The sequence below is a fragment of the Micromonospora sp. MP36 genome, assembly GCF_008119785.1.
GTDB lineage: Bacteria > Actinomycetota > Actinomycetes > Mycobacteriales > Micromonosporaceae > Micromonospora.
The window spans coordinates 57181-77070 of record NZ_VSFA01000031.1; the positions used below are offsets into that span (position 1 = coordinate 57181).

Here is a 19890-nt window from a genome sequence, read left to right on the forward strand (position 1 = left end):
CCGACAGTCTGACCACCACCTAGCTTCGATATCCGTCGATGCGATTGTCCGGTGGGCAGCTGAGGAGGAAGCATGGCACCCGTCGTCCCCCGCCGCAGAAGCCGCCTCGTCTCACTCGCGATCGCCGCCCTCGCCGGCCTGGCGCCGGTCGCCCTGTGGGCGCTGCCCGCACAGGCGGCCGCCCCGCTCTACACCGCCCTGGGCGACTCGTACTCCTCGGGTGTCGGCACCCGCTCGTACTACTCCGACGGCACCAGCTGCTACCGCTCGCCGTACGCGTACCCCGTCCTCGACGCGAACCAGATCGGCGCCACCCTCACATTCGCCGCCTGCTCCGGCGCGCGGGTCGCCGACGTGTCCAACAACCAGCTCGGCAGCCTCAGCTCGTCGACCAACTACGTCACGCTCACCGTCGGCGGCAACGACGCCGGGTTCTCCTCCGTCATCACGCAGTGCGCCAAGCCCTGGCCGTACACCTGCTGGGGTGACATCGACAACGCCAACAACTACATCCGGAACACCCTGCCCAGCACCCTGGACGCGCTCTACAACAAGATCCGCTCGCGGGCTCCGTACGCCCGGGTGGTGATCGTCGGGTATCCGCGCCTGTTCAACGAGAGCGACTGCCAGTCGCTGGCCCGGATCAGCCCGGGTGAGCAGGCGGCGCTGAACGACACCGCCGATCTGCTCAACGAGACCATCAAGGCCCGGGCGGTCGCCCACTCGTTCCCGTTCGTGGACCCACGTGCCGCGTTCACCGGGCACGCCGTCTGCGACTCGATCGAATGGGTCAACGGCCTGTCGAACCCCGTCATGGAGTCCTACCACCCGAACCGCACCGGCCAGTCGAGCGGCTACGCCCCGCTGGTGAAGAACGCCATGCTGGGTGCCACGACGGCGGCCGCCGGCAAGGCGTAGCCACCGGCAGGTCGGAGTACGTCAAAACGCCGATCAGCTTCAGATGCCGAGACCGCCAGCCATGGTCAGTTCCTGGCTGGTGAATTCGCCGGTGAGCATCGGCATGGCCCTGGCGATGGCAGCCCTGGTTTCTGGCAGGGTCAGCGAGGCGTCGTGGTGCTCCTTCGACTGCCACACCTCGCTGACCCAGATCGTGACGTCGTCCGTGTTGGACACGCCCACCGCGTAGAGCTCGCAACCCGCCTGACGAAGGCCATCGACGCCGCTGAGCAGGATGGCCACCACGTCGTCGCGGTGGCCGGGCTTGGCCTCCATCGATCCGATGTACCCGTACGACACGTCCGCCCCATCCGCTGCTCCGACAACCGCCACAATCTACCTCCGCCCGGGCGAGCACTGGCTGTTCTCCAGAGGGTGCCCGGAACGAGGCCCGCAAACCCGAACGTGACCAGGAACCCCAACCCCTTTCACCCAGGCCGGGTGGTGATCGGCGCTAACCCCTGGCGGAGCTCACGGCGGGACGCTAAGCTCCGCCGCGATGAAACCTTCTCTCAGATTGGGGGTCCGGTTCGCGCAAGGTGAGTGCTGATGCGCTCCCTGGCCGCGGATGCGGATTCCCGCCTTTCCCTCTGGCGGCGCGTGCGCGAGTACGCCGTGCCGCCCTCCATGATCAAGGTCGCGACGGCTCGTCGTCGTGTCGGTGACTGGGCCGGCGCGTGCGCTGCCGCTCGCGTCGATGTCGACCTCGACCTGCGCGCCGTGGCTCGCCAGCACGGCCGGGAACTGGCCGGCCGGCTCCGGGCTGACCTCCGGCACCTCGCGCCCGACCTGCTGCGCTGGCACATGCCGAGGATCGCCCCTGACGGGCTGCTGCGTCCGGGAGTGGCCGTCTCGCTTGCCCGGTACCGCGTGGCGGACCACGACGGTGCCGAGCCGGTGCATCTGGTCGCTCGAACGCCACCGGCCTGGGCGGATGCGGGCCAGCGATTCAGCCTGGCGCTGTGGGCCGGATCCCGCGAGGCGAGTTCCTGCCCTCATCCGCGTCCCGGTCCCGACCGTCGGTTCCGCCTCGACCTGCACCGTCACCTGTGGGACGCACGGAGAGCCGATGAGCTGCGAAGTCGGTCGGGCGCCGAGCAACTGCCCTGCGACGGCGCTGCCACGGCCCGCCCCGATCCACGATGGTCGGCACTGGGGGAGCGCGGTTACGCGCTGCACCGGTGGGCGGACGAGGCGAGGCTGCTGCTCCAGGCCGAAGGCCGGACCAGCGGTGCCGTGGCGGTCCGCCTCGGGCCGCGACGTCGGCTGGTGCTCGAGGTCGCTCCGGAAGGGGCCGACCTGCGGACGCCTGAGACAGGCGGCGTCCGGGCCGGCCACGTCGCCGCGCTGCCGGTGCTGCCCGACGCGGCAACCTGGATGGCACCCGACCTGGAGCTGCTGCGCCGCGGGTTGATCGAGGTCGAGCGGCTTCACCCGCTGGTGGCGTCGGCGCTCGCGCCCGGTCATCCGGTGGCCGACACCCCGGCGGCTCCGGACCCGGCGGCACAGCCACGTCTCGTGGACTGCCGGGGCGCGTGGCACCGGATCGGGCTGGTGAACGGGGTGCTCGCACCCTTGGACCACGACCCGGCGGAGATCCGTCGGGAGGAACTGCTGGCCGCGCTGACCGGCACCCCGCTGCCGTGCCTGCGGGTGATCGACGAGGCACACCGCCGCCCGGAATGCCTCCCCGACATCCGCGCCCGCCTGGACCACGGAGACACCGCCGGCGCGCTGGCCACCGTCGAGGCCCTGCTCGGACCCGATGCGCTCCTGCGCCATGGGGATCTGCGCGAGGAACTGGACAACGCCGCGCTGCGGCGGATCACGTACGGCCTGTTCCGAGCCGGGCTGACCGGGCACGCGCCACCCCCCTCCAGCCAGGAGCGGCAGACCAAGCGCGACCGCCGCTCCCACCCCCGCCACACGATCGCCCGCTGACCAGCGGGACCTCTTCCTTCCGCGGCTTCAGGCCGCCCATCACAACCCACAGGTGATCTCAAATGCTTCCCACGCGTACCTCGACCGACCCCAGCCCCGTGCCGCAGCTCGACGTCGCCGCCGAACTGGTTGCGCTGTTGTGCGACACCACCACCGAGACCCGCTCCGATCCGCAGTTGGAGGCACTGACCCTCGCCGTGGCCGCCGACCTGCCGGTGCTGCTCTGGGGCGAGCCGGGAATCGGCAAGACCGCCGCGTTGACGCAGCTCGCCGCCGCACTGGACCTGCCGCTCACCACGGTGATCGCCAGCGTCCACGAGCCGTCCGACTTCTCCGGGCTGCCGGTCGTCGGCGACGATCCCGCGACCCAGGGCGTTCCGATGGCGCCGCCGGACTGGGCCGTGCGCCTGGTACGCGCCGGTCGCGGACTGCTGTTCCTCGACGAGCTGTCGACCGCCCCGCCCGCCGTGCAGGCCGCCCTGCTCCGCCTCGTGCTCGAGCGGCGGATCGGCAGCCTGCGCCTGCCGGCCGGGGTCCGGATCGTGGCCGCCGCCAACCCACGATCCTCCGCCGCCGACGGCTGGGAGCTGAGCCCGCCGCTGGCCAACCGCTTCGTCCACCTGCAGTGGACCCACGACCACGAAGTCGTCGTACGCGGCCTCGGCGGGACCTGGCCCCGGGCGGCGCTGCCCCGGCTCGATCCGCGGCGGCTGCCGGAGGCCGTCGCCTTCGCCCGTCGCGCGGTGTGCGGGCTCCTGTCGGCCCGCCCGACGCTCGTGCACCGCCTGCCCACCAGTGAGGCCGGTCGCGGCGGCCCATGGCCGTCGCCCCGCAGCTGGGAGATGACCCTGCGCCTGATCGCCTTCGCCACCGCGGCCGACACCTCCCGGGAGGTCCTGTCGATGCTGGTCAGGGGCACCGTGGGCGACGGCCCGGGACTGGAGCTGCTGGCCAGCCTGGACCGGATGGATCTTCCCGACCCTGAGGTGCTGCTGGCCGACCCGGCCGCCGCCGTCCTGCCCGAGCGCGGCGACCTGCGCCAGGCCGTGCTGGACGGCGTGGTGGAGGCGGTGCGCCGGCGTCCGGAGCGGTCCCGCTGGGACGCGGCCTGGACGCTGCTGGTCCGGGCGTTGGACACGGGTGCACCGGACCTGGTGGTCGTCCCCGCGTCCACCCTCGCCCGGCTGCGCCGCGAGGACTGGGACGTGCCCGCATCGATCGAGCGGCTCGCGGGGGCGGTGTCCCTGTCCCGCCGGGCCGACCGGGCGGCGGCTCGGGTCGCGGCGGTCGCGGGGAGCGGCCGATGACGCCCGGTCAGGCCGGGACGCTGGACCGGGACAAGCTCTTCACCGCCCGGCTGCACGCCGCCCGGGTTCGCCCCTACCTGGCGACGGCACTGTTCGCCCTGCACGTGGTCGAGTCCCGGCGGGTGCCGACGATGGCCGTGGACCGGCACTGGCGGTGCTACGTCTCGCCCCTGTTCGTGGACCGGACCCCGGTGGAGGAACTGGCTGGAGTGTGGGTGCACGAGGTGTCGCATCTGCTGCGTGACCACCACGGGCGCGGCGACCGGGTCGCGCGGGAACGCGGGCTGACCGGGCCGGGGGAGCGGCTGCGGATGAACATCGCCGCTGACTGCGAGATCAACGACGACGTCTTCGGCGATGGGCTGGCCCGCCCCGAAGGCGTCGTCGAGCCCTGCGACCTGCTGCTGCCCGCCGGACAGTTGATGGAGGACTATCTGCGGCAGTTCCGGCTCGGACCGCGTACCCAGCACCTGGCCTGGCTGGACTGCGGCAGCGGCGCCGACGGGCTGGAGCGGGAGTGGGACCTTGGACCGGACGGCGCGCACGGGCTCAGCCCACAGGAACGGGACGCGGTGCGGTTCCGGGTGGCGGAAGGCATCACCGCCCGACCGGGAAACGTCCCCCAGGGTTGGCGACGGTGGGCGGAGCGGGCGTTCCATCCACCGCAGCCGTGGCGGGAACTACTGGGAGCCGCGGTCCGCTCGGCGGTGTCCGCGCCGGGGGTGGGTGAGGACTACACCTACGGCCGACCGTCGAGGCGCTCCGCGGGAGTACCCGGCGTCGTCCTGCCGGCGCTGTGGCGCAGGCCCCCACGGGTCTGCGTCATCATCGACACCTCCGGCTCGGTCAGCGACGCCGAACTGGGCAGCGCGCTGCTCGAGGTCGCCGCGATCTCCCGGGCCGTGGGCGGCCGGCGCGACCTGGTCACCGTGCTGCCGTGCGACGCGGCGGCTGATGTCGTACGCCCCCTGTGCCGGACCGAGGACATCCCGCTGGTCGGCGGTGGCGGTACGGATCTGCGCGCTGGTTTCGCCCGGGCGCTGCGGGACAGGCCGTGCCCGGACGTCATCGTCGTGCTGACCGACGGGCAGACACCCTGGCCGACCTCGCGGCCACCCTGCCGGACCGTGGTCGGGTTGTTTCCCCGGGTCTCCCGGTGCTCGCAGGACGATCCCGACTACGTGCCGGACTCGCCGCCCGAGTGGGCGCGCGTGGTCACCATCGGATCCGCTTCCACCGCTCAGTGAGTGTCCGATGTCGCGCGAGAGACAGCCCCGCCATAGACGGCCAGCTCTTGGACATGGAGCGTATAGGGGTTCACGGTATTGCCGAACCCGGTCACGCGGACGTAGCGGTATGTGCCGGACACGTCGTACCGGTCACCCACGTCGCTCTGCGGCCGATGCTGGGTCTTGGCGGCGAGGAGCGCCCAGCTCTGCCCGTCCACGCTGCCCTCGATCCGATACAGATAGGACCGCCGGTCGGCGTAGTAGGGCGTCACCCGCACGCTCGTCAGCTCGTGCTGTGCCCCGAGGTCGACCTGGAGGTACGCGGGCTTGCCGTTGCACTCGGTTGGGTTGCAGAACCATCCGGTGCTCAGGTCCCCGTCCACCGCCTTGGCTGGCTCCCGCTTCGGTTCCTCGCTCGACGCGGTGGCGGGCTTGTTCTGGCTGAGCATCGTGGGCAGGGGTGCGTCGCAGGTGAGCGTCGGTACGGCGAACGAGACGGCGTCGAAGTAGCGGTTTACGTCGTACTGGTGGACCTGCAGCCGCAGCTGGTGGACACCGGTGACGTCTACGTGGAGGCGGACGGCTTCACTCCCGGTCTCCGCCAGGCCACTGCGCAAGACGTCGGATTCGTAGAGCTGCCGACCGTCGCCAAAGACCCGCACGACCACGTCTCCATCGGCCGTGTGGTTCATTGCGTCGTCGATGCCGACGACCGTGCTGAGCCCCTGACAATTGCCGCCCAGCTCGAACCGTACGTCGGCGTTCGAGTTCGTGCCCAGGCCCTTGCTGTAGCTGACACCATCCAGGCGGAGCGGCGCACCGTTTCCGGCGGGCGTCCCTGGCGTCACCGTGTCGCGGGCGATGGGGTAGATGCCGTCGTGGTTGCGCGATGACTCGAACGGCAGGTCACTTAGCTGGTGGCGTCCGGCACCGGTCACGGGCAGCACGGCGGTAGCCGTCCGGGTCAGGTGCTTACCGGCCTGGTCGAAGCCGACGATGACGCGGACCTCGGCCTCCGTGATGTCGGGTGGCATATGGTTCGTGCGCCGTAGGGCCCACGACTGCTCCAGCGTGGCGCCGGGCGGTACCTCTTCCCTCGGCTCGTTGGTCGTCGCGCTGACCTCCAGCCCCGCGGGCGCCGTGATGTCGAAGGTCACTCCCGTCACCGGCGCGTAGTAGTTGGTATTCGTCACCGAGGCAACCAGCCGAGCGGACGGCTGATCCGATACGGCACCCGCTGGGCGCAGGGTGAGGGGGAGGTCATAGGTGTCGTCGGCCAGCCGCTGAAGCGTGTGGACCGCCTCGGTCCACGTGTCGCCCGTCGGCATCGTCGGATAGGCCTTCCGATCGGTGGACCACCGCTCCGCCAGCGCATACCAGTCGATGTCCGGAGCGGGTCGGCCGGTCTGGAGCTCGCTGGTGAGCGAGTCGAACAGGCGCTGCCAGCGCGGCGCATAATAGTCACGCAGCAGTCCGGACCACTCGCGGTACGCGTAGTCGTGCAGGTCGGTCGTCTTCTGACCCCAGGAGGTGATCAGCTTGCGCGCGTCGTACTCCAACCTCGCAGCCTCCTCCGGATCAGCAGCAGCGGCCTTGGCACGTTCCAGCCAGGGGCCCACCAGGTGCTGTCGGTCGGTGCCGACGAGGTCATCCAGGCCGTTGAGGTAGTCGATCCAGGTCCGGGTTAGCCGGGAGAACGCGGCGGTGTCCCGCGCTTCGAAGGCAGCCTTGATCTGCGGGAGCAGGGTCCGCGATCGGTCGGCGACCGACTGCCGCGCGACCTCGAGCAAGTCAGAGCGGTACGCGTCGCTCTCGCGCAATGACTCGTCCACGTCGAGCAGTGCGGGCATTACCTTGGCGAACGCGGCAGGGTCGTAGGCGAACGCCGCCTGTGCCCAGCTGTGCGGCCGCAACGTGCTCAGGCTCGGCGTCGCGGCGAACAACCCGCCGTGGCCAGAAGATCGCCCGCCGTTCGGTGGAATGGCGTACGCCGTGTCCGCCAGTACCTGCCAAGCCCTCCGCGCTTGGGTGTCTGGGGCGCCGTACCGGGCGTCGGCGTAGTCGATGAACCACCGGCTCAGGTCCACTGGGCCATCGTGCCAGGGCAGCTCGGCTAGGAACTCGACGGCGACCGGGTTGTTGTAGCTGGCCTCCGGCATGATGGCGATGCCGTCCAGAGCACTGTCCGGACGCGCCAGCCAGTCCCAGAACCGCTCGTTCCAGGCCTTGACCGGGGCGCCCATAGTCGAGTTGCCGCCAAAATTCCAAATGGAGCCGAAGGCGTACGGCGCGCCTTGCCAGTCGGCGTCACGGTCTGGGCTGAGTGCTCGGTCGGAGAGCCCGTCGACCACGAGCATGTGGCTCCGGTCGATCGCCTCGACGGTCTCGCGCTTCGGGTTGTCCTGCCACCCGAGGATCACCCAGATGGCACCGGGGTGTGCCTTCTCGAGGGCGGCCTGGACCGCCATCGAGGCGCGACCCACAGAGACGCCACCGGCGCGTCCGCCTTCGTGCAGGAGGTCCATCTTGTACATCGTCGAAGGTCCGAGCAGACTCTGCTGCGCGGCGTAGAACCGCTCGGCCACCTGTGCGAAGGTCGGGTCGGTCGGAGCCAGCCAGTCCGGTCGGGTAAACCCCATCCAGGTGCCTTGGGGCACCGTCACCGCACCCGGGTTGCGTACCGCAAAGTCCGTAGGCACAGTGCCGAAATAGCCCGGGAGAACCGGAGTGATCCCGAGCTCTCGCATCCGATCGGCGATCCGGCGCCCGAGCGCCGCGCGTTCGTGGATGAGGTGCTCGCTGATCGGCTCGGTGAAGTTTGACATGTTCTGCAACAACCACCACGGCTGGTAGCCGGGTGTGGGGATCCAGGCGCGCAACTCATCGGGCGCGTACCCGAACTGCTGGAGCGTCTCGTAGTAGACGGCCTCCGTGCCCACCGGAAGGAACATCTCGTTGATGCCGTGGAGGGCGAGCACGTCGATCAGCCGCTCCCAGTCGGCGAAAGTGCGGTAGGGGCCGGAGTAACCGTCCTCGGTGTCGTTGCCGGTGAACCGGTGGCGTACGACGGAGGACTTCTCGATGGGCTGGCCGGGGACGGGCAGCCGGTTGGGGAGGTTGAGCTGATTGCCGGTCCACGAAACGTCGGCCTTGGCGACGTGCTTCAGGTACCAGTTGAAGCCCATAAGCAGCGCTGACGTGCTGCTTCCCTGGACGACGAGCCGGGCCCCGCGGTGGGTCACTCGGAAGGTTTCGTCGCCCTGCCGCGGGGCGATGGTTTCGAGTCCGACCTGCGCGGCGTGACTGGGGCCGACGAGCCGGCGGATGACATCGTGCGCCGGTCCTACGTCGAAGAGCGGCCGACCTGCCGCCGGTAGCGGCGATGCGGCGGCGGCTTTACCGGCGTCTGCGGCGGCCGGGACCAAGGCCAGCAGCAGCAGGACGGCCGCGAGGCCGGTCAACGTTCTCAGCCGGGATCGCGCGGTCCTCGGTCGAATCATGGGCCGCAGCCTTTCGCCGTATTTTGCGCAGAGACCAAGCTAAATGCGGTAAGGCTCAAGGTCAAGGTTCGGTCCCTGATCGCCCACGTGCCCCCGACCAGGAGTTAGGACTTCGCCTCGTCCCTGTCGCCCCTGGTGGGCGGCCCGATCCGGGCTGAAAGGGCCCGGAGCGAACGGTGTATGTCCTGATCAAGGAGTAGGCGCCGGCGACCGGCGAGACGACGACCGTCGTGCCATTCCTGACTCTGTGTAATCAACCCTTGACACGCCTTGCAGCTTGTGTGAATGTGCGCAAATGATCGGGGAGTCGCGCACGAACGGTCGTCCGCGCGAGCCCTCGCATGTGGTCCGCGGAAGGAGACACATGCCAAGCACACGAACGCGCGTATCGGGACGGCATGCCCTCGGAGCTCGGGTGGGCGCTCGGCCGGGGAGAACGCCAACACGGCTCGGCGCTCTCTTCGTCGCGGTCGCGACCGCACTGCCGATTTCACTGGTAACCCAGGGTCCAGCAGCTGCGGCAGCGATCTCGGTGCCGCCGATCTGGCCTACGCCGCAGTCCGTGCAGGACAAAAAGGACCTGATACCCGTCACGCCCAATGTTGCACTTGTCGCGGGGGCGAAGACCGACCCGTCGGCAGTCGTGGTGGTCAACCAGGTGCTGACCAGGGCGGGCGTCAAGAAGGTGACGACGGTGTCCGACACAGATCCAGTACCGGACGCCGGGCTCACCATCTACGTCGGTGGGCGGAGCGAGAACTCCGCCTCCGATGAGGCCCTCCACGAAATCGGCATCGCCACCGGTGCAAACGGCCTTCCCAGGGAGGGCTACGTCCTAGGCATCGGTAAGGGCGGCGACGGCAAGGCGCGGGTCGTCCTGGACGGGGTGGATGCAACCGGTACGTTCTACGCGGCGCAGACGCTCCGCCAGCTTCTCGTGTCGCACCCGGGTCGGGACGTGTTCCCCGCCGTAGCCATACGGGACTGGCCGGCGATGCCGCTGCGTGGGGTGATCGAGGGCTTCTACGGGCAGCCGTGGTCGCAGCAGGACCGGCTGAGTCAGCTCGAGTTCTACGGCCGTACCAAGCAGAACATCTACGTCTACTCGCCCAAGGACGACCCCTACCTACGCGATCAGTGGCGCCAGGCGTACCCGCCGGACAAGCTCGCCCCGATCCAGGAGCTTGTGGCGACGGCTGCGAGCAACCACGTCGAGTTCACCTATGCGCTCTCGCCGGGTCTGTCGGTCTGTTACAGCTCTGACGGCGACGAGCGGGCACTGGTCGACAAGTTCCAGTCTCTGTGGGACATCGGAGTGCGTTCGTTCGCGATTCCGTTGGACGACATCAGCTATACGAAGTGGAATTGTCCCGAGGACGCGGCCAAGTTCGGTACGGGCGGCGGCGCGGCGGGTGCGGCGCAGGCATTCCTGCTCAACCGGGTGCAGCGCGACTTCATTGCCACCCACCCCGGGGCCGAGCGGCTGCAGACAGTGCCGACGGAGTACTACGACGTCAGCGATTCGCCCTACAAGACCGCCATCCGTACCAAACTCGATCCCGCGGTGATCGTTGAGTGGACCGGTGTAGGCGTGGTGGCCCCGGTCATCACCACCGCCCAAGCCAAGAACGCGCGGGAGGTCTTCGACCACGACATCCTGGTGTGGGACAACTATCCGGTCAACGACTACGTGACCAACCGGCTCCTGCTCGGCCCGTACGTCGGGCGCGAGCCCGGCATCGAGCGGAGTCTCGTCGGCGTGACCGCCAACCCGATGATCCAGGCCGAGGCGTCGAAGATCGCCGAATTCACCTCAGGTGCCTTCTTCTGGAACCCCGGCGCGTACGACCCGGCGGCGGCGTGGACCGCGGCGCTGCAGGACCTCGGTGGCACCGCATGGCCAGCGCTGAAGATCTTTGCGGAGAACAACTACTCGTCGAACATCGATCCTGCCGAGTCGCCGAGACTCAAACCGCTGATCGACGCGTTCTGGTCGGCCTATGAGCGCGGTGGAGGACTCGAAGCCGCCGCCGCGATCGCAGACTACTTCGACCAGATGGCTGGCACCCCGGCCACGCTGCGTTCCGAGCTGCACAACCCTGCGTTCCTGGACGAGGTCAAGCCGTGGCTGGACAAACTCGGCCTCTACGGCCAGGCGGGCCAGCACGCGGTGCGGATGCTGCTGGCGCAGCGGGCAGGTGATGGCAACACGGCGTGGACCCAGCGCCAGGCGTTCGATGCAGCGCGGGCGCAGGCCGACGCGATCAGCCAGAGCGTTGCGCCTGGCGTGATGCCGTCATTCCTCGAACGGGCAGCGTCGGCAAGTGACCGCTGGCTCGGGGCGACCGGGGGAAGGGCGAAGGGCACGACCTCGATGGGGCAGTGGCAGGCCAACTCGCCCGCCAACATGGTCGACGGGGACCTCACGACGTTCTACTGGAGCGACCGGGCGGCGAACCCGGGCGCCTACGTCGGCGTCGACCTGGGGTCGGTCCAGGAAATCAGCAAGATTGACCTCTACATGAGCAAGCCCACCAGCCCGACGGACTACATCCGCCAGGGCGTGCTCGAGCTCTCCGCCGACGGATCCACCTGGACCGCCGTCGGCACGTACAAGGACCAGCCGGAGATCCACGCCACCGTCCCGCGAGGGGCCAAGGCGAGGTACGCCCGGATACGCGCGACGGCGGCACAGGACACCTGGGTCGTGGTGCGGGAGTTCCAGGTCACCGTGGTCGGCGGCACTGAACTGACCGCGACCGGCACCCCACCACCGGCCGCCGGATCCAGCCTGGCACGGGCCGTCGACGGCGACGTCAGTACGGCGTACGTCGCGGACCGGGCGCCGCAGGCCGGCGAATCCCTTCAGGTCGCAGTCTCGCCGGCCCGCCCCATCGACCAGGTGGTGGTCCTCCAGTCGGGCGCGCCGTCGGCAGCCGCCGTGCAGGTGCGCTCTGTCGATGGCAACTGGACCACAATCGGCGACCTGTCCGGAGGCTACACGCAGCTCGACGCGGCCGACGTGAAGGCCGATGCGATCCGGCTTACCTGGAAGGACGGTGCCCCAGCGCCGCAGATCAACGAGCTCATTCCCTGGTTCGGCGATACCCCGATCGCCGATCTCGCCGTCGACCCGGTGAACGTTGACGCCGAGGCCGGCGGCCAGCCCGCGACGGCGACACTGCGTCTCGCCTCGACCCGTGCCGAGGACGTCGCGGGAACCCTGACCGTCACCACGCCCGCCGGGCTGACCGCGCAGCCCGCGAGCCAGGAGACCACTGTCATCCGTGGCCAGGACACGGGCGTCCCCCTGACCGTCAGCGTTTCGGCCGGCACGCCGACCGGTTCGTACGACCTGCCGGTCGTCTACACCCCGGTCAGCGGTGAGCCGGTCACCGCGATGCTGACCGTCCACGTCTACCCCAAGACCAGCAACACCAACCTGGCGCTGGCCACGAACGGTGGCACGGCCACGGCGTCCAGCACGGAGGAGGGGCTCGCGCGGTTCACCCCTGATCATGGGATCGACGGTGATGGCGCGACGCGGTGGTCGTCCAATCACACGGACAACGAGTGGCTGCGGGTGGAACTGGCGCAGCCACAGCGGATCGGCAAGGTCGTCCTGCGCTGGGAGGCGGCCTACGGCAAGGCGTACCGGATCGAGACCTCCTCGGACGGTGTCACCTGGACGACCGCGGCGGCGGCGACGGCGGGCGATGGCGGCGTGGATACTCTGCGCTTCGACGGGCCGTCGGTGAAGTTCGTCCGGATGCAGGGCGTTCTGCGTGGCACCGGGTACGGCTACTCGCTCTACGAAATGGAGGTCTACCCGGTCGCGCCATAGGGAAAGTTGCGACCGGCCCCGCACCCGGTCCCACCGGGAACGCGGGGCCGGTACGCAATGCCCAGACAGCCCTGCCCGGCGGCTGGCAGCGCTTGACGGGCTGCGCCGACTCGGCTGTGGACGGCGCGCGAGGCTGCCGGTGGGTCGCGGTCCCAGCACCCGAGGTGCGTCGTCAGGTCATCATCTGCATCCATCCGGTGAGTGATAGGGACTGACAAGAGTCCTAACTGCTCAGAAACGATCAGCCAGGCTCTCGCCTCATCGGGCGCCCCAAAGTTGCCAACGGGCGACAGAAGGGTCTTGACGCCAGGTGTTGACCACCGTCAGTCTGTGCGACAGGCGTCGCAGAGTTGAGCGAAGTGAGCTTGAAACGCTACGAATCAGTCATGCTCAGGCAGAGAGATGAGGTACTCGTGCGCGTGATCTCCTCGTGGACAGCAGGAGCGGCCAGGCTGGGCGTGTTCGCCGCAGCGGTGACGTTAGGCCTCGCCGCCTGCTCGGGCGGGACCGGCGCTGGTTCGTCGTCGGAGAAGGCCACCAAGATCAAGCTGGTGGCCGCGGAGTACTCGAAGGACCACACCAAGGCCTTCTGGGACCAGTTCGCCAAGACCTACCACGACAAGACCGGCTACACCCTCGACGTGCAGATCGTCAGCTGGGACGACATCGACCAGCAGAGCTCGACGATGGTGCAGAACAACAACCCGCCGGACATCCTCAACCTCAATGCGTACGCCAGCTACGCCAAGGACGGCCTGCTCTACAACGCCGATGAGGTGCTCTCCGACAGCGTGAAGTCCGACCTGCTGGACACCTTCGTCAAGTCGGGCACCTACGACGGCAAGTTGTACGGCATGCCGGACCTGAGCTCAGCCCGGGCGATGTTCTACAACAAGACGCTGTTCAAGAGTGCTGGGATCGCGGCGCCGCCCAAGACCTGGGCGGAGTTCGAGGACGCCGCCAGCAAGATCAAGGCTCTCGGTGGCGGCGCAATTGGTTACGGCCTGCCGCTGGGCCCGGAGGAGGCACAGGGCGAGTTCTCCATCTGGACGTTCAACAATGGCGGTGACTGGAAGAAGGACGGGGCGTGGACCGTCAACTCCCCTGAGAACATCGCCACGCTCACCTTCCTCAAGGGGCTCGCGGGGAAGGGACTGACGCAGAACAACCCAGGCAAGACCAACCGCCAGGACGTCTTCGACCTCTTCGCCTCCGGAAAGGTCGGCATGGTGGTCGGCTTCTCCCCGCTCGCCGCGACGCTGGACGAGGCGAAGAAGGTGGACTACGGGGTGGCGCCGATGCCGACCAGCCAGGCCGGCAGCGAACCAAAAACGTTCGGTGTGACCGACTACCTGATGGCGTTCAAGAAGGACGGCAACCGGGAGGCCGTGAAGGCCTTCTACGACCTGTACTACCAGAAGGATCAGGTCAACACCTTCATCAAGGCGGAGGGTTTCCTGCCCGTCACCAAGTCCGGTGTCGAAGCGTTCCGGGCCGACCCTGCCCTGAGCTCGCTGGGTACCTACCTGGACACGCTACCGAACGCGCAACTGACGCCCACCGACGATCCGGCCTGGGACCGAGTGAAGCTCGCCGTCCAGCAGAACCTCGGCACCGCGATCACGGGTGATCCCAAGACGGTGCTGGACAAGCTGCAGGCGCAGGCCGAGGGCAAGTGACGTGTCCTCTGCCAGGCCCATGGTGTCGGGTGCGGCGGCAACCGCCGCACCCGACACCGCACCCCCCTCCGATAGCAAACCTCGCCGCCGCCGTGCCCGCGCCCGCCGCGGGCGCGAACCCCTACATGTAGCGCTGCTGTGGCTGGGACCGGCTCTGGCGCTCATCCTCGGCGTGGTCGTCTGGCCCGTGGTGGAACTTGTCCGTGCTTCCCTGTCCCGCTACTCGATCACCGGGCTGCGCCGCGGTGACGCCGGGCTGGAGAACTTCCGGCAGGTCCTCGCTAACGACGCTCTCGACACCGTCCTGGTCAACACCCTCGTCTGGGTTGTCGCGGTGGTGGCGCTGACGATGCTCGTCAGTCTGGGAGTGGCGCAGTTTCTCAACAAGGACTTCCGGGGCCGGCGGCTCGTGCGGTGGGCCGTGATCGTCCCATGGGCCGCCTCGCTGGTCATCACCGCGCGACTGTTCACGCTCATCTACAGCTACTACTACGGGGTACTCAACGCGCTGCTGCTCAAGATCGGCCTGATCGACACGCCGATCGACTTTCTTGGCAGCGACGCCTGGGTGATGCCGTCCATGGTGGCGGTGGGAGTCTTCGTCTCGATTCCGTTCACCGCGTACGTCCTCGTCGCCGGGCTCAACGCCATCCCAGGGGACGTCTACGAGGCGGCCCGCCTCGACGGCGCATCGCCCTGGCAGGCGTGGCGGCTCGTCACGCTCCCGTTGCTGCGTCCCGCGATCATGGTGGCGACCGTCCTCAACATGATCTACGTGTTCAACAGCTTTCCGATCATCTACACCCTCAACGAGTCGAACCCGGGTTTCGGGCACGACACCACCATCACCTTCATGTACAAGCTCGCGTTCAAGAGCGCCGAGAAGGACGTCGGTCAGTCGGCCGCCGCTGGGCTGTTCAACGTCTGCATCATCCTCATCGCGGTTCTGGCGTATCTGCGGATCACACGCTGGCGTAAGGAGTCGTGATGTCCGTCGTCACCAAGGCCCCAGTCCGGCCCCGGGACGCCACCGTCGGTTGGCGAACGCTCCGCCCGTATGTCATGCCGGTGCTCGGCCTCCTCGTGGCGTTCGCGTTCCTGTGGCCCTACCTCGTGATGCTGCTCAACGCCTTCCGTCCCAGCGCGGACGTCGTCCAGACCCCCGCATCGATCCTGCCCCGTGAATGGAAGTGGACCACCTTCGCAGAGGTGCTGGGCGACGAGCGTTTCCTGGCGTGGCTGCGCACATCGGTAGTGGTGGCCCTCGCCTCCACGGCGGTGGTCGTGGTCGTAGCCATTCCGGCGGCGTACTTCACCGCGCGGGTTCGTTTCCCGGGCCGGGTCGCCTTCCTGTTCCTGGTCCTGGTCACCCAGATGTTCTCGCCCACCTCGCTGGTGGTCGGTATCTACCGGGAGTTCTTCACCCTCAACCTGGTCAACACCTACATGGCGATCATCCTGACCAACGCCGCCTTCAACCTCGCCTTCGCGATCTGGATCCTGCACGGCTTCTTCTCGTCCATCCCGAAGGAGATCGAGGAGGCGGCTGAACTCGACGGCTGCGGCCGGCTCGCCACTCTGCTCAGGATCATGCTGTCGCTGGCCCGGCCGGGCCTGGTGACCGCCACGATCTTCACGTTCATCGCCGCCTGGAACGAGTACGTGGTGGCACTGACCCTGATGCTCGACGACGACCGCAAGCCCCTGACGGTGGGGATCAACTCCTACGTCACCGGATACGAGCAGAACTGGGACCAGCTCTTCGGCGCGTCGATCGTCGCCATCGTGCCGGTGGTGGTGCTCTTCGCGCTCATCGAGAAACACCTCGTCGGTGGCCTGACCTCCGGAGCCGTCAAGTGAGCGACGAGATCGCCCGCCCCGACACCAACAAGGCCTCACCATCCCGGCTGGCCACCGTGTAGGGGCGGATGATCCCGAATCCTCCGGGACCAGCAGGAGAACGGTTGGCCGAGGAAGCGGGGTCGCACCGGGCGATGACGCAGATCCCGTCGCGGGCCTGCTCATCGCTCCGTCTCGGTGCGCCCCCGCCGCCGGCGGATCAGGGGACGGGCGTCCCGTAGACACTGACCTCCGTGAGGTGGAACGACAGATTGGCGGTGTTGTGCGTGCCGACTACCCGGATGTAGCGGGCCCTCGCCTCGGTTGTCATGGTGTCGCCGGCATCGGTAGCGGCGCGGGGTCCGCTTCGACCGCCGAGGGTGTACCAGGTGGTGCCGTCGAGGCTGCCCTCCACCCGGTACTCGTAGTAGCGCCCACCCGAGACGTAGTTGCGCACGTTGATGCGGGACACGTCGTTGACCGCGCCCAGGTCGACCCGCCACCACGTGGTGTCCCAGGTCATCTGGCTGGCGAAGTACGGCGAGTTGGCGCGGTTGCCGTCGTTCGCGTGCTCCGGGCCCCGGGTCGGCTCCCAGCTCAGCGCGGTGACCGGCTTGCGGAGGCTCTGCAGAGTGTCCGTCGAGCCGTCGCGTGCGGTCGACGCGGCCGACGCTGGGGCGGTCAACACCGCGATCGTCTGCTGACCGGAGTACCGGTCGACCGCGGTGGCGAAGAGACCGACGTCTAGGACGGAGTCGGCGCCCGGGACGTGGGCTGAACCGATCACCGACCAGTTTCTGCCGTCGCTGCTGCAGGAGCCGGTGAGCTGATCACCGGACCTGCCGATGCGGACCCGCACCGGCGGCGCGAAGCCACCCACCTCGGTATACGCGTCGACCTGGCCGTTGCCGTCAGAGTCCCAGCTGAAGACGCAGCCGTGGCGTGGGGTGACCGCGATGTTGGCGTAGCCGGCGGATCCGACCCTCGCCAGGTCGTTGCTCACCACCAGCCCGGCCCGGGTGAATTCCGACGAGCCGTCCTGCCGCAGCACCGTGCTGGTGAGCGCCGCTCCGTTGGTCAGGGCGTCCGGCCGGTATGCGGTGGCGAGCTCGTTCGTCTCCTTCCACAGGTCCTCGCCGCCGGCGGCGATCGCGATCCCGCCGGCGGTCGGTGCGAACTCGGCCTCCGTGTTGGCCATCGTCTCGTACGAGGAGGGCAGGGCGCCGGCCACCAGCAGACTCGTCGAAGCGGTGTCCTGCGAGCGGATCCGGTCAGAGGTCCAGGAGGCGGTGACGGTGAGGGCTGGTAGGGCGCCGGGGGTGGCGTCGGCCGGGACGGTCAGGGTCCATGCCGCGGTGACCTCACTGCCCGGGGCGACGTCGGCCGCGCTGGTCGGCGTGGTCGCCCGCACCTGGTAGCCGTCCGGAGCGCTGACCCGAAGGCTGACCTCGTCGGCGGGCCGCAGGGTGTTGTCGTTGGCGAACGTCGCGGTGAGCTGCACCGCGCCCCCTGGCTTCACACCCTTGCGGTCCACCCTGACCGCCACCTGACCGTCCGGCAGCGCGGCCACCTTGCTCGCCTCCAGGTACGCGTTGCCGCGTGGCTCGGACGCGAGCTGGGTGCCCGCCCGCGACCACTGCTCGGCCACCGTCTGCCAGTCGATCCGTTCCGGATACTCCTTCCCCAGGCGCAGCGCCGTCTCCAGGCTGTCGAAGAACAGCTGCCACCGCTTGGCGTAGTACTGCCCGACCAGGCCGTTCATTTCCCGGCGGGCGTAGTCCTGCAGATCCGTGCCGGTGCTCCACAGCGTGACCAGCGATTTGAGGTTGTAGTCCAGGGTCGCGGCCTCGGCGGGGGTGGCGGCCTGCTTGTGGGCCTCCTTCTGCCACGCACCCAGCAGGAAGTTCTCATCGGTGCCCAGCAGCCGGTCCATCAGCCGCATCTCGTCCATCCACTGTCCGGTGAGGCGCTTGAACCGGTCGACGTCCTTGGCCCGGTAGGCGGCGCGGATCTTGGGTAGCAGCAGCCGGCTGTGGTTGGCCAGCACCTGCCGGCCGACGTCGACCAGGTCGTAGCGGTACGCGCCGGAGCCGCGCAGGCTCTTGTCGACCTTGAGCAGCTCGTCGAGGACCTGGTCGACGGTGCGGATGTCGTCCTGCAGCGGATAGCCAGTGTTGGCCAGACCGGGCTGGTCGTCATACAGCCCCGTGACGTGCCGGGTGTCCGCGCCCGCGGGCCAGCTGTAGGCCGTCCGGGCCATGATCCGCCAGGCCTCCAGGGCATGGGGATCCGCCGCCCCGTAGCGTGCGGTCGCGTAGTCCTCGAACCAGTGCTCCAGGTCGACCGGTCCGTCCTGCCATGGCAGGTCGGTGAAGAACGCCACGGCGGCGGGGTTGTTGTCGATCGCCTCCGGCATCAGCGCGATGCCGTTCATGGTTGTGCCGGGCCGCTTCAGCCACGCATGGAACTTGTCGTTCCAGACCTGCAGCCTCGCGCCGATGTTGAAGTGGCCACCGAAGTTCCAGATGGTGCCGAACGCGTACCCGGTGCCGAAGAAGGCCTTGTCGCGGTCGGTGATGCCGGACTCTTCGCTGATGCCGTCGACGATGAACATCTTCGAGCGGTCGATGGCCTGCAGGGTCGCCGGCAGCGGGTTGCTCTGCCAGCCGAGGATCGTCCAGAGGGCGTTCGGGTGTGCGGTGTTGAGCGCTCGCTGCACCGCTCGGGACGCCTCCGCGACGTTGACGGTTCCGGCCTTGCCGCCCTCGTGCAGCAGGTCCATCTTGTACATGGTGCTGGTCCCGAACAACTCGGTCTGTACCTGGTAGAACGTGGCCGCGACGCGCCCGAAGACCGGATCCGTGGGGTCGAGCCAGTCGGGTCGCTCGAGCAGGTTCCAGGTGCCCTGCGGGACGGTGTTGGCCCCGGGGTTGCGGACCTCGAAGTCGGTCGGCACGGTGCCGAAGTAGCCGGGCAGGACCGGGACCATGCCCAGCGAGCGCAGCCGGTCGGACATCTTGCGGCCCAGCTCGGACCGCTGGTCGATGAGCTGCTGGGAGATCGGGCTGTCGGTGCAGCACATGTTCTGCAGCAGCCACCAGGACTGGTGGCCCGGCTGTGGGATCCAGTTGCGCATATCCTGCGCGGTGTAGCCGAACTCCATGAAGGTGCGCTGGTAAACCGCCTCCTGGCCCTCGTAGACGAGCACCTCGTTGATGCCGTGCAGCGCGAGGACGTCGATTCGCCGTTCCCACTCGGCCCAGCTCAGGTACGGACCCGCGTAGCCCTGGTTCGTGTCGTTGAGGGCGAAGCGATGGTCCACCGATGAGTCTTTGGCAAGAGGTGCCGACGGCAACGGCAGCTGCTCGGGCAGGTCGACCTGGGAGCCGTTGATCGAGATGTCCGCATGTGCGACCTGGCGCAGGTACTAGCCGAACCCGGTCAGCTGCACCGCCGGGGTCGTACCCGCCACGACGAGGCGACCGGTTTCGGCGTACACCTCGAACCGGTCCTTACCAGTGCCCTTGTCGATCAGGCGGAGCGTCACCTGCTTGGCCCGCGACGTCCCGATCAGTCGCTCCAACGCCTGTGCGG

The 19890-nt window shown here is 68.7% G+C and carries 12 protein-coding genes; 8 read left to right on the forward strand and 4 right to left on the reverse strand.

Annotation, left to right across the window (positions count from 1 at the left end):
- Nucleotides 1-72: 72 nt before the first annotated feature.
- Complete coding sequence (locus tag FXF52_RS20855; RefSeq protein WP_148799088.1) at nt 73-918, forward strand: SGNH/GDSL hydrolase family protein; 846 nt, start codon at nt 73-75, stop codon at nt 916-918.
- Nucleotides 919-957: 39 nt separating this feature from the next.
- Here FXF52_RS20855 and FXF52_RS20860 read toward each other — a convergent pair whose 3' ends face one another.
- Nucleotides 958-1233 carry a putative quinol monooxygenase gene (locus FXF52_RS20860; RefSeq protein ID WP_255472178.1) on the reverse strand — a complete coding sequence of 92 codons (276 nt, stop codon included), beginning with the start codon at nt 1231-1233 and terminating at the stop codon, nt 958-960.
- A 273-nt stretch (nt 1234-1506) separates the two neighbouring features.
- Between FXF52_RS20860 and FXF52_RS20865 the strand changes: the two genes are divergently transcribed.
- The 3 genes from FXF52_RS20865 to FXF52_RS20875 all read left to right on the forward strand — a co-directional run bounded on the left by FXF52_RS20865 (nt 1507) and on the right by FXF52_RS20875 (nt 5452).
- On the forward strand, nt 1507-2898 hold the full coding sequence (locus FXF52_RS20865; protein ID WP_148799091.1) for a hypothetical protein: 1392 nt from the start codon (nt 1507-1509) through the stop codon (nt 2896-2898).
- A gap of 62 nt (nt 2899-2960) precedes the next feature.
- On the forward strand, nt 2961-4205 hold the full coding sequence (locus FXF52_RS20870) for an AAA family ATPase (protein ID WP_148799093.1): 1245 nt from the start codon (nt 2961-2963) through the stop codon (nt 4203-4205).
- The gene (locus FXF52_RS20875; protein WP_148799095.1) at nt 4202-5452 is read left to right on the forward strand and encodes a VWA-like domain-containing protein; all 1251 of its coding nucleotides are present in this window, start codon (nt 4202-4204) and stop codon (nt 5450-5452) included. Before FXF52_RS20870 ends, FXF52_RS20875 begins: the two co-directional genes overlap by 4 nt.
- Here the strand turns inward: FXF52_RS20875 and FXF52_RS20880 are convergent.
- Nucleotides 5446-8895, reverse strand: coding sequence for an alpha-N-acetylglucosaminidase TIM-barrel domain-containing protein (locus FXF52_RS20880; RefSeq protein ID WP_222870597.1), 3450 nt, complete (start codon nt 8893-8895; stop codon nt 5446-5448). The two genes, FXF52_RS20875 and FXF52_RS20880, sit on opposite strands and share 7 nt — an antisense overlap.
- Before the next feature lie 334 nt (nt 8896-9229).
- Between FXF52_RS20880 and FXF52_RS20885 the strand changes: the two genes are divergently transcribed.
- From FXF52_RS20885 to FXF52_RS20900, 4 genes are all read left to right on the forward strand, one after another.
- Nucleotides 9230-12778: a beta-N-acetylglucosaminidase domain-containing protein gene (locus FXF52_RS20885; RefSeq protein ID WP_148799099.1), complete on the forward strand. Its 3549-nt coding sequence runs from the start codon at nt 9230-9232 to the stop codon at nt 12776-12778.
- A gap of 386 nt (nt 12779-13164) precedes the next feature.
- Nucleotides 13165-14457 (forward strand): extracellular solute-binding protein, encoded by a 1293-nt coding sequence (locus tag FXF52_RS20890; protein WP_148799101.1) that lies wholly within the window; start codon nt 13165-13167, stop codon nt 14455-14457.
- A gap of 172 nt (nt 14458-14629) precedes the next feature.
- Entirely contained in the window at nt 14630-15445 is an 816-nt protein-coding gene (locus FXF52_RS20895; RefSeq protein ID WP_222870598.1) for a carbohydrate ABC transporter permease, read from the forward strand.
- Nucleotides 15445-16317: a carbohydrate ABC transporter permease gene (locus FXF52_RS20900; protein ID WP_148799103.1), complete on the forward strand. Its 873-nt coding sequence runs from the start codon at nt 15445-15447 to the stop codon at nt 16315-16317. The genes FXF52_RS20895 and FXF52_RS20900 overlap by 1 nt, the downstream gene beginning before the upstream one ends.
- Before the next feature lie 199 nt (nt 16318-16516).
- Here the strand turns inward: FXF52_RS20900 and FXF52_RS20910 are convergent, their stop codons facing one another.
- Together FXF52_RS20910 and FXF52_RS44100 are read right to left on the reverse strand one after the other, a co-directional pair.
- Nucleotides 16517-19618 carry an alpha-N-acetylglucosaminidase TIM-barrel domain-containing protein gene (locus tag FXF52_RS20910; RefSeq protein ID WP_148799105.1) on the reverse strand — a complete coding sequence of 1034 codons (3102 nt, stop codon included), beginning with the start codon at nt 19616-19618 and terminating at the stop codon, nt 16517-16519.
- A 105-nt stretch (nt 19619-19723) separates the two neighbouring features.
- On the reverse strand, nt 19724-19879 hold the full coding sequence (locus FXF52_RS44100) for an alpha-N-acetylglucosaminidase N-terminal domain-containing protein (RefSeq protein ID WP_370518006.1): 156 nt from the start codon (nt 19877-19879) through the stop codon (nt 19724-19726).
- Nucleotides 19880-19890: the final 11 nt, after the last annotated feature.

Bases quoted from the DNA above. Each gene is read 5' to 3' on its own strand.
- FXF52_RS20855 (WP_148799088.1), top strand. From the start codon at position 73: ATGGCACCCGTCGTCCCCCGCCGCAGAAGCCGCCTCGTCTCACTCGCG.
- FXF52_RS20860 (WP_255472178.1), bottom strand. From the start codon at position 1,233: ATGGAGGCCAAGCCCGGCCACCGCGACGACGTGGTGGCCATCCTGCTC.
- FXF52_RS20865 (WP_148799091.1), top strand. From the start codon at position 1,507: ATGCGCTCCCTGGCCGCGGATGCGGATTCCCGCCTTTCCCTCTGGCGG.
- FXF52_RS20870 (WP_148799093.1), top strand. From the start codon at position 2,961: ATGCTTCCCACGCGTACCTCGACCGACCCCAGCCCCGTGCCGCAGCTC.
- FXF52_RS20875 (WP_148799095.1), top strand. From the start codon at position 4,202: ATGACGCCCGGTCAGGCCGGGACGCTGGACCGGGACAAGCTCTTCACC.
- FXF52_RS20885 (WP_148799099.1), top strand. From the start codon at position 9,230: ATGATCGGGGAGTCGCGCACGAACGGTCGTCCGCGCGAGCCCTCGCAT.
- FXF52_RS20890 (WP_148799101.1), top strand. From the start codon at position 13,165: ATGCTCAGGCAGAGAGATGAGGTACTCGTGCGCGTGATCTCCTCGTGG.
- FXF52_RS20900 (WP_148799103.1), top strand. From the start codon at position 15,445: ATGTCCGTCGTCACCAAGGCCCCAGTCCGGCCCCGGGACGCCACCGTC.